9 protein-coding genes and 1 pseudogene are annotated in these 8,478 nt (G+C 71.8%); 2 read left to right on the top strand and 8 right to left on the bottom strand.

Translation table 11 applies throughout. The annotated features are described in order from the left end of the window. Nucleotides 1-215 (top strand): annotated as a pseudogene (locus VIB11_RS00945) (ectoine/hydroxyectoine ABC transporter ATP-binding protein EhuA); the annotation flags it as partial. A 136-nt stretch (nt 216-351) separates the two neighbouring features. Here the strand turns inward: VIB11_RS00945 and hppD are convergent. Continuing rightward, entirely contained in the window at nt 352-1,560 is a 1,209-nt protein-coding gene (gene hppD / locus VIB11_RS00940) for a 4-hydroxyphenylpyruvate dioxygenase (protein ID WP_332027464.1), read from the bottom strand. Between the two features lie 109 nt (nt 1,561-1,669). On the opposite strand from hppD, the gene VIB11_RS00935 reads away from it, so the two are divergent. Further along, on the top strand, nt 1,670-2,149 hold the full coding sequence (locus VIB11_RS00935) for an Lrp/AsnC family transcriptional regulator (protein ID WP_332027462.1): 480 nt from the start codon (nt 1,670-1,672) through the stop codon (nt 2,147-2,149). A gap of 22 nt (nt 2,150-2,171) precedes the next feature. On the opposite strand, the gene VIB11_RS00930 is transcribed toward VIB11_RS00935, so the two are convergent. The 7 genes from VIB11_RS00930 to VIB11_RS00900 all read right to left on the bottom strand — a co-directional run. Further along, a complete protein-coding gene (locus tag VIB11_RS00930; RefSeq protein ID WP_332027460.1) occupies nt 2,172-2,384 on the bottom strand; it encodes a dodecin in 213 nt (70 codons plus the stop codon). Nucleotides 2,385-2,462: 78 nt separating this feature from the next. Beyond that, nucleotides 2,463-2,873: a hypothetical protein gene (locus VIB11_RS00925; RefSeq protein WP_332027459.1), complete on the bottom strand. Its 411-nt coding sequence runs from the start codon at nt 2,871-2,873 to the stop codon at nt 2,463-2,465. Nucleotides 2,874-2,941: 68 nt separating this feature from the next. After that, on the bottom strand, nt 2,942-4,693 hold the full coding sequence (locus VIB11_RS00920; protein WP_332027457.1) for a DEAD/DEAH box helicase: 1,752 nt from the start codon (nt 4,691-4,693) through the stop codon (nt 2,942-2,944). 120 nt (nt 4,694-4,813) lie between these two features. Continuing rightward, complete coding sequence (locus VIB11_RS00915) at nt 4,814-5,767, bottom strand: zinc metalloprotease (RefSeq protein ID WP_332027455.1); 954 nt, start codon at nt 5,765-5,767, stop codon at nt 4,814-4,816. 237 nt (nt 5,768-6,004) lie between these two features. Next, entirely contained in the window at nt 6,005-6,307 is a 303-nt protein-coding gene (locus VIB11_RS00910; protein ID WP_332027454.1) for a DUF3039 domain-containing protein, read from the bottom strand. Between the two features lie 17 nt (nt 6,308-6,324). After that, a complete protein-coding gene (locus tag VIB11_RS00905; protein WP_332027452.1) occupies nt 6,325-6,885 on the bottom strand; it encodes a YqgE/AlgH family protein in 561 nt (186 codons plus the stop codon). 95 nt (nt 6,886-6,980) lie between these two features. Further along, nucleotides 6,981-8,478 (bottom strand): DEAD/DEAH box helicase (locus tag VIB11_RS00900; RefSeq protein WP_332027450.1); only part of this gene is annotated, 1,498 nt, incomplete at its 5' end.

The following is an 8,478-nucleotide window of genomic DNA, read 5'->3' as shown; positions in this document are numbered from 1 at the left end:
GGGAGGTGCTCAGCGTGATCCGCGAGCTGGCGCAGAGCACGGACATGACCATGCTCATGGTCACCCACGAGATGCGCTTCGCCGAGGAGATCTCGGACCGGGTCGCGATGTTCGACCACGGCCGGGTCGTGGAGCGAGGGGCGCCACACGAGATCTTCACCAACCCCAAGGAGGAGCGCACCCGCCAGTTCCTGAAGGCGGTGCTCGACCGCTGACACCCTGGTCGCGTCAAGGGACCGGGGCGCCCGTCGCCTGACGGGGTCGGCACGACGCAAAGGCCGGTATGCCGCGTGGTGACCACGCGGCATACCGGCCCTGTGTGCTGTGCTTCGTAGCGGAAGAGCCTGCGGCTCAGAGGTTTCCGCGCCGCTCCTGCTCGCGCTCGATGGCCTCGAAGAGGGCCTTGAAGTTGCCCTTGCCGAAGCCGAGCGAGCCGTGCCGCTCGATGATCTCGAAGAAGACCGTCGGGCGGTCGCCGAGGGGCTTGGTGAAGATCTGCAGCAGGTAGCCGTCCTCGTCGCGGTCGACGAGGATCTTGCGCTTCTGCAGCTCCTCGATCGGCGCGCGCACCTCGCCGATGCGGGCGCGCAGCTCCGGGTCCTCGTAGTAGGAGTCCGGGGTGTCGAGGAACTCCACGCCCTCCTTGCGGAGCTCGTCGACGGTGCGCAGGATGTCGTTCGTCGCGAGGGCCAGGTGCTGGGCGCCGGGGCCGCGGTAGAACTCGAGGTACTCGTCGATCTGGCTCTTGCGCTGGGCGATGGCCGGCTCGTTGAGCGGGAACTTCACGCGGTGGTTGCCGTTGGCGACGACCTTGGACATGAGGGCCGAGTAGTCGGTGGCGATGTCGTCGCCGATGAACTCGGCCATGTTCACGAAGCCCATGACGCGGTTGTAGAACGCGACCCACTCGTCCATCTTGCCGAGCTCGACGTTGCCGACGATGTGGTCGAGCGCCTGGAAGAGCCGCTTCGGGGCGCCGTCGCGCTTGACGAAGGTCGAGGTCCTGGCGACGTAGCCGGGAAGGTAGGGGCCCGTGTACCTCGAGCGGTCGACGAGCGTGTGCACGGTCTCGCCGTAGGTGCCGATCGACGCGATCCGGACGGTGCCGTGCTCGTCGGTGAGGTCCTCCGGCTCGCGCACGACCCGGGCGCCGGCGCGCTTGGCCTGCTCGATGCACTTGTCGACGTCGGGGACCTCGAGGGAGATGTCGACGACACCGTCGCCGTGCTTCGCGTGGTGCTCGACGAGGGCGCTGTCGGGGTCGACGGCGCCGTTGACGACGAAGCGGATGGAGCCGGACTTCAGCACGAAGGACTTGTGGTCGCGCAGGCCGGTCTCGGGGCCGGCGTAGGCGACCAGCTCCATGCCCCACGCCGACTGGTAGTAGTGCGCGGTCTGGGTGGCGTTGCCGACGACGAAGACGATCGCGTCCCACCCGGTGACCGGGAACGGGTCCTTGCTCTCGTCGTACTCGACGAGGCCGACGAGCTGCTTCAGCTGCTCGATGTCGAGGTCCGCCTCGCGCTCCTGGGGGGTCAGGTCGTGCGTCGTGTCAGTCATACGGGGCAGCGTGGGGCAGTGAGAGCCTGTTGTGCAACTGTATGCCGCGTGGCTGCGCAGAATGCGCAGAGTGCAGCCTCAGGATGGGTGATGGATGCACAATGTGACCATGAGCCTCGATGACCTCGATGCACGGATCCTGGCCCTCTTCACGACCCAGCCGCAGATCGGCGTGCTCGGCGCCTCGCGCGAGCTGGGGGTGGCCCGGGGCACGGTCCAGGCCCGGCTCGACCGGCTGGTCGCGCGCGGTGTCATCCGGTCGTGGGCGCCCCAGCTCGACCCGGCGGCCCTGGGCTACCCGGTCTCGGCGTTCTGCACCCTGGAGATCCGCCAGGGCCGCGGCCACTCCCCCGTCGTCGAGCACCTCTCCACGATCCCGGAGGTGCTCGAGGCCCACACCATCACGGGCTCGGGCGACCTGCTGATCCGCGTCGTCGCCCGCGACAACGCCGACCTGCAGCGCGTCATCGACGCCGTCGTCGACGACCGCCACGTCATCCGGGCCTCGACGGTGATCTCGCTGGCCACCCGCATCCCGCTGCGGACCCTCCCGTTGGTCCGGTCGGGGGCCGGCCCGGCGGCCGGCTGAGGCGCGTCGGGTGCGGGCCCGCTCAGTCGGACTCGAGGCGGAACCCGAGCTTGACGGTCACCTGCCAGTGCGCGATCGCCCCCTCGGCGAGCTGGCCTCGGACGTTGACGACCTCGAACCAGTCGAGGTTGCGGACCGTCTTGGCCGCCTGGGCGACCGCGTTGCGCACGGCCGGCTCGATGCCCTCGGGTGAGGTCCCGACGACCTCAGAGATGGAGTACACGTGGTTCGCCATGCTGCCCTCGCTCTGTCGGTGGCCCGTGCGGGCCTGGTGCCGCCACGCTAGCGAGGTCACCGCGTGACGGCACCCGGCTCAGACGCGGCTGGTGCTGATGAAGACCCAGGTGAAGAACGAGATGCCCAGCAGCATGCCCACGTGGCCGAGCACGGACAGCCACGGCCCGTGCGCCCATCCGTCGTCCGTCGCCCCGGTCGCGTGCCGCCCCCGGCTGGGCAGCCAGCGGGCGAGGATCATCAGGCCGATGCCCACCTCGACCCAGAGCAGCACCAGCCCGACCAGGCCCACCGGCCGGGCAGCACCGGACAGCCAGGCGACCCACGCGGCAAGGGCGACGACCCCGACTGCGGTGTGGGCGCCGAGCAGCTCGGGCGGGCTCTCCGAGACGCCTGCCTGCTTGCCCGAGGAGATCAGGCGGGAGCGGGTGAGCATGACGACGACCGCCGCGAGGGCGGTCAGCATCCACACGAGGTTCTCGACGGTCACCGGGACACCTTGGCGGTCGGCGGACGTCTCGGCAATGACACAGGTCTCACTCGCGGCATCCCCTGGTGCTAGCGGCGGCCCACGAACCAGGCCCGGATCTTCTCGACACGTGCGGCGACCTGCTCCGAGGTCGCCTCGTCCAGCGCCGGGCCGCCACAGGTCCGGCGCAGGTCCGAGTGCACGACGGCATGCGGCGCACCGGTCTTGCGGGCGTACGCGGACACCAGCTTGTTGAGCTCCTTGCGCTGGGCGGCGAGCGCACGATGGGCGGCGACGGGCGCCTCGGCCTTCTTCGGCCGTCGCGTGTTCTGTGCGGTCTGTCGCTCGTGCAGCAGCAGGGCCACCTGGTCGGGCTCCAGCAGGCCCGGAAGGCCGAGGTACTCCTGCTCGTCCTCCGAGCCCACCTCGGCGTTCAGGCCGAACTGCTTGGCGTCGAAGAGGACGTGGTCGAAGTGGGCGTCCGACTCGAGCGCCTCGAAGGCCGCGCCGTCGATGTCGGGCGTGCGCGCGGTCTTGTTGGCCGCCGCGACGAGCGCGTCCTCCTCCGACCACAGGGACGCCTCGTCGTCGGCCTTCGTGACGCGGTCCAGGGCGTGGTCGCGCTCGTCCTCGAGGCGCGCGGCGTGCTCGAGGATGACCGGCACGCTGGGCAGGAAGACCGAGGCCGTCTCACCCCGGCGGCGGGCCCGGACGAAGCGGCCGACCGCTTGGGCGAAGAACAGCGGTGTGGACGTCGAGGTGGCGTAGACCCCGACGGCCAGGCGCGGGACGTCGACTCCCTCGGAGACCATCCGCACCGCGACCATCCAGCGGTCGTTGCTGCCGGAGAACTCCTCGATCCGCGCCGAGGCACCCGCGTCGTCGGACAGGACGACGGTCGGCTTCGTCCCGGTGATGCCCTCGAGGATCCTGGCGTAGGCACGGGCCGCGGTCTGGTTCGACGCGATCACGAGCGCCCCCGCGTCGGGCACGCCACGGCGCACCTCGGTCAGCCGCTTGTCGGCCGCGGCCAGCACGGCGGGGATCCACTCGCCCTTCGGGTCCAGCGCCGTGCGCCAGGCGTGCGCCGTGGCGTCCTTGGTCAGCGGCTCCCCCAGGCGCGCGGCGATCTCGTCGCCGGCCTTGGTGCGCCAGCGCATCGCCCCGCCGTACGCCATGAACAGCACGGGCCGCACGACGCCGTCGCGCAGGGCCTCGGCGTAGCCGTAGGTGTAGTCGGCGGCGGACCGGCGGATGCCGTCGCGGTCGGCCTCGTAGCGCACGAACGGGATCGGCGAGGTGTCGGACCTGAAGGGGGTGCCGGTCAGCGCCAGCCGTCGCACCGCCGGCTCGAACGCCTCGCGGATGGCATCGCCCCACGACAGGTTGTCCCCGCCGTGGTGGATCTCGTCGAGGATCACGAGGGTGCGCTCGGACTGGGTCCGGGTGCGGTGCAGCGAGGGCTTGCTCGCCACCTGGGCGTAGGTGAGTGCGACGCCGTCGTACTCGTGGCTGTGCCGGGCGGAGGAGTTCGAGAAGCGCGGGTCGATGTGGATGCCCACACGGGCGGCGGCGTCGGCCCACTGCGTCTTGAGGTGCTCGGTGGGCGCCACGATCGTCACGGCCGTGACGGTCCCGCGGCCGAGCAGCTCGGTGGCCAGGCGCAGCGCGTAGGTCGTCTTGCCAGCCCCGGGCGTCGCGACCGCGAGGAAGTCCTGCGGGCCCTGCTCGAGGTAGGTCGACAGGGCGGCCGCCTGCCAGGCACGCAGCTTCGAGGCCGTCCCCCAGGCGGCCCGCTCCGGGAACGCTGGTGACAGGTTCGAGGCGGCCGCAGTACTCATAGGGCGGCAACGATAACCGGATCCCGGAGACGACATGCCGAGGCCCCGCCATCACGGGCAGGGCCGGGCGAATGTGCTAGTCCGGTGCCGAGATCCGGCCGCCGGGGCCGGCGTGGGTGCCTACCCGCGGTAGGCGGTCCACGAGTGCTGCATCCGGGTGCGCTGGCCGGTGGTGAACGTGTTCATGCAGGAGTCGTCGGTGTAGTCCATGAAGTTCCTGATCGGGTCGGTCCCGCCACCGCTGCAGGTGTCGCGGCCGGTCGGGCAGCCGTAGGCCGGCGACGCCTCCGCCGGGGTGTCGGCCACGTAGTCGCCGCTGCCGGAGCAGCCGCCCTGGAACGTGTGGTACAGCCCCAGCCAGTGGCCGACCTCGTGGGTTGCGGTGTCGCCCAGGTTGTACGGGGACGCCGACCCGCCGGGGAGGCTCTCGTCGAGGACGACCACGCCGTCCATGACGCTGTAGGTCGACTTCGGGAAGGTCGCCCAGCCGAGGAGGCCGCCCTGGAGGTTCGCCGTGTAGACGTTGAGGTCGGCCATCGTGCCCTTGCGCAGCGAGCGCTTCATGGCGCGCTCCTGCTTCGAGCCGCTGCGCAGGTTGTACCAGCTGCGGTTCGACGTGGTGTCCGTGCCGGCCAGCGTGAAGCTGAACCCGCTGCCCGCGAAGGCACTGTTGAGGACGTTGACCTGGCTGCTGATCTCGCTCGCCGTGAGCCTGCCCCTGGCGCCGTCGGTGATGACGTGGACGTAGACCCTGATCCTGGTGGCTGCGAAGGCCGCCACCGCCGCGGACCCGCCGGCCTGGCTCCTCGCCGACGTCGTGTGGCGCTTCGCGGCCAGCGCCCGGCCGAGGTCAGCCTCCATGGCGGCGGTCTGCGCGGCCGTGAGCTCGTGCGGGTCCCTGCGGTTCCCACCCGCGGCCGAGCGTGCGGTGTTGACCTCGTCGGTGTGGGTGACGCATCCGGGGCTGGCGGCGTCCGCCGCGCCGAGGGGCACGGCCTGCGCGCCGGTCGGCGCCGCCGGGACGGCCGCGGCGAGGAGCAGAGCCGTCAGTGCGAGGCGGGATCGTGCGGGCATGAGGGTCCTTTCCCCGGCCGTGGCGTGCAGGGCTCGTCCCGCCACCATGACCCCATGGAGGCCGGGGCGGTTCCGCCAAGCGGACCACCACCCCTCACCCAAGTGCGGTACGGAGACCACCGGCCCGGACCTCCGAGGGACACGCAGCCACCGGGGCCAGTCCTCCCCGCGCCCGTCAGGGTGCCGGCTGACCGGGAGCGGGACACGGGGCGGGACCCCCGGGCTCGGCGGGGCGGCCTACTCCTCGCCGTCCTGCGGCGGGCGCAGGCCGTCGTAGATCTCCTTGCACACCGGGCAGACGGGGAACTTCTGCGGGTCGCGGCCGGGCACCCACACCTTGCCGCACAGGGCCGTCACCGGCTCGCCCGAGAGCGCGCTCTCGAGGATCTTCTCCTTGCGGACGTAGTGCGAGAAGCGCTCGTGGTCGCCGGGCTCCTGCAGCTTCTCCTCGACCAGCTCGCGCTCGAGCACGGCCGTGGAGGTGGCGGGCTGCGCCTGCGGGGCGTGGGGGTCGTCCAGCGGGATCTGCGGGTCGCTCATGTCCCGAGTCTAGGCACTCAGTTCATCGACGGGTCGGGCGGGAACGTCGAGACGAAGGCGAGGTGGTCGCGCTGTCGCCGGAGCACCCGGACCCAGAGGTCCTCGGGGTGGTCGGAGAAGGCGTCGCGCGCCTCGGCGTCCACGACGTACCAGCTGCCGGTCTTCACCTCGTCCTCGAGCTGGCCGGGTGACCACCCGGCATACCCGGCGAAGATGCGCAGGCCGGCGATCTCGGGGATGACCAGCACCGGCGGGGTGTCGAGGTCGACCAGCCCGACGCCGCCGAAGAGCCGCTTCACCCCCATCGGCTCCTCGCCGTCACCCGGCACCGTGACCAGACCCATCGCGGTGTCCAGCCCCACGGGGCCGCCTTCGAAGAGCACTCCCGGAGGCGTCACGTGGCCGTCCCACATCGGCAGCACGGCATCGACCGGCGCCTCCATGGGTCGGTTGAGCACGATGCCCTGCGCGCCGTCGGCGTCGTGGTGCAACAGGAGCACCACGCTGCGGTGGAAGACGCCCTCGCCGATCTGGGGCGTGGCCACCAGCAGCCGCCCGGACAGGTACTCGCTCTCCACGGAGCCATTCTGCCCACTGCGGGCAGCGCGTGCGTGACACACCTCCGGCCCCGGTCCGAAGGGACCAGGGCCGGGGGATCAGGTGGTGTGCGGCGTCAGCTGCGGGCGCCGCTGCTGTCGGCCCGGCGATAGCCACTGCGGTCGCCGCGGTCGCCACGGGGGCCGGAGCCGCGCTGGCCCGGACCACGGCCGCCCTGGCCGCGGTAGCCACCGCTGCGCTGTCCGCCGCGCTGGGGACCGCCGGGACGGCGACCGCGCTTCTCGCCCTCGAGGACCCGGCGCACCTGGTCCTCGGGGACGGGGATGCCGCTGGGGCTCACGGCACCAGTCGCCGCGAGGCGCTCGTCACCGGGGAAGGCCTTGGTCGGCATCGCGTCGATGCCGGCCTCGCGGGCCATCCGCTCCATGCCCTTGCGCTGGTGCGGCAGCGCCAGGGTGACCACGGTGCCCCTGTCGCCGGCGCGCGCCGTGCGGCCCGAGCGGTGGAGGTAGTCCTTGTGGTCCGCCGGCGGGTCGACCTGGAGGACGACCGACACGTCGTCGACGTGGATCCCGCGTGCTGCGACATCGGTGGCCACGAGCACCGGCAGGGTGCCGTCGCGGAAGGCGCCCAGGACGCGGTTGCGCGCACCCTGGTTGAGCCCGCCGTGCAGCGCGGCTGCGAAGACGCCCTGCTCGCGCAGCTGGAGGGCGACGCGGTCGGCGCCGAGCTTGGTGCGCACGAAGACCACGGTGCGGCCCTCGCGGTTGGCGACCTCGGCCGTGATCGTCTTCTTGTGCATCGGGTCGATGAGCAGCACGTGGTGCTCCATCGTCGTGACCGAGGCCTTGGCGTCGTCGGTGGAGTGCGTCACCGGGTCGGTGAGGTAGCGGTCGACGAGCTGGTCGATCCCGTTGTCCAGCGTGGCCGAGAAGAGCAGCCGCTGGCCGCCCGCGGGCATCTGGTCGAGGATCGCCGTGACCTCGGGCATGAAGCCCATGTCGGCCATGTGGTCGGCCTCGTCGAGGATGCAGACCTCGATGTCGCCGAGCTCGACGGCACCGCGCTCGAGGAGGTCCTTGAGCCGGCCCGGGGTGGCGATGAGCAGGTCGAGGCCGCGGTTCAGGGCGTTGATCTGCGTCGTGTAGGACAGGCCACCGGCGACGAGCTTGTGGCGCAGGCCGAGCACGTGCACGAGCGGCTCGAGCGCGTCGGAGACCTGCATGGCCAGCTCGCGGGTCGGCACCATGACGAGGGCGCGGGGACGGCGCGGGGCGGCCTTGGTGCCGTCGGCGAGACGCGCCAGCGTCGGCAGGCCGAAGGCCAGCGTCTTGCCGGAGCCGGTCTGGCCGCGGCCGAGCACGTCCTTGCCGGCCAGGGCGTCGGGGATGGTCGCACTCTGGATCGGGAACGGCGTGGTGATGCCGTCACGAGCCAGGCGGCCGACGAGGGCCTCGGGCAGACCCATGGCCGCGAAGCCGTTGTCCTCGGTCACCGACACGGGGCCGTCGACCTCCTTGCGGGTGGCCTTGACCCAGGTGTCGGCCTCCATGCGCTCGGACTCGGGGTCGACGAGCTCCTCGCGGGGGGCGCGGTCGAAGCGGTCGGTGCGC

The sequence above is a fragment of the Pedococcus sp. genome (genome assembly GCF_036554925.1).
GTDB lineage: Bacteria > Actinomycetota > Actinomycetes > Actinomycetales > Dermatophilaceae > Pedococcus_A.
This window is presented reverse-complemented; position numbering and strand designations above follow the sequence as displayed.

Excerpts from the sequence above, each read along its gene's own strand:
- VIB11_RS00910 (WP_332027454.1), bottom strand. The coding sequence starts at position 6,307 with ATGAGCGACCCGCAGATCCCGCTGGACGACCCCCACGCCCCGCAGGCG.
- VIB11_RS00915 (WP_332027455.1), bottom strand. The coding sequence starts at position 5,767 with ATGCCCGCACGATCCCGCCTCGCACTGACGGCTCTGCTCCTCGCCGCG.
- VIB11_RS00930 (WP_332027460.1), bottom strand. The coding sequence starts at position 2,384 with ATGGCGAACCACGTGTACTCCATCTCTGAGGTCGTCGGGACCTCACCC.
- VIB11_RS00935 (WP_332027462.1), top strand. The coding sequence starts at position 1,670 with ATGAGCCTCGATGACCTCGATGCACGGATCCTGGCCCTCTTCACGACC.
- VIB11_RS00920 (WP_332027457.1), bottom strand. The coding sequence starts at position 4,693 with ATGAGTACTGCGGCCGCCTCGAACCTGTCACCAGCGTTCCCGGAGCGG.
- hppD (WP_332027464.1), bottom strand. The coding sequence starts at position 1,560 with ATGACTGACACGACGCACGACCTGACCCCCCAGGAGCGCGAGGCGGAC.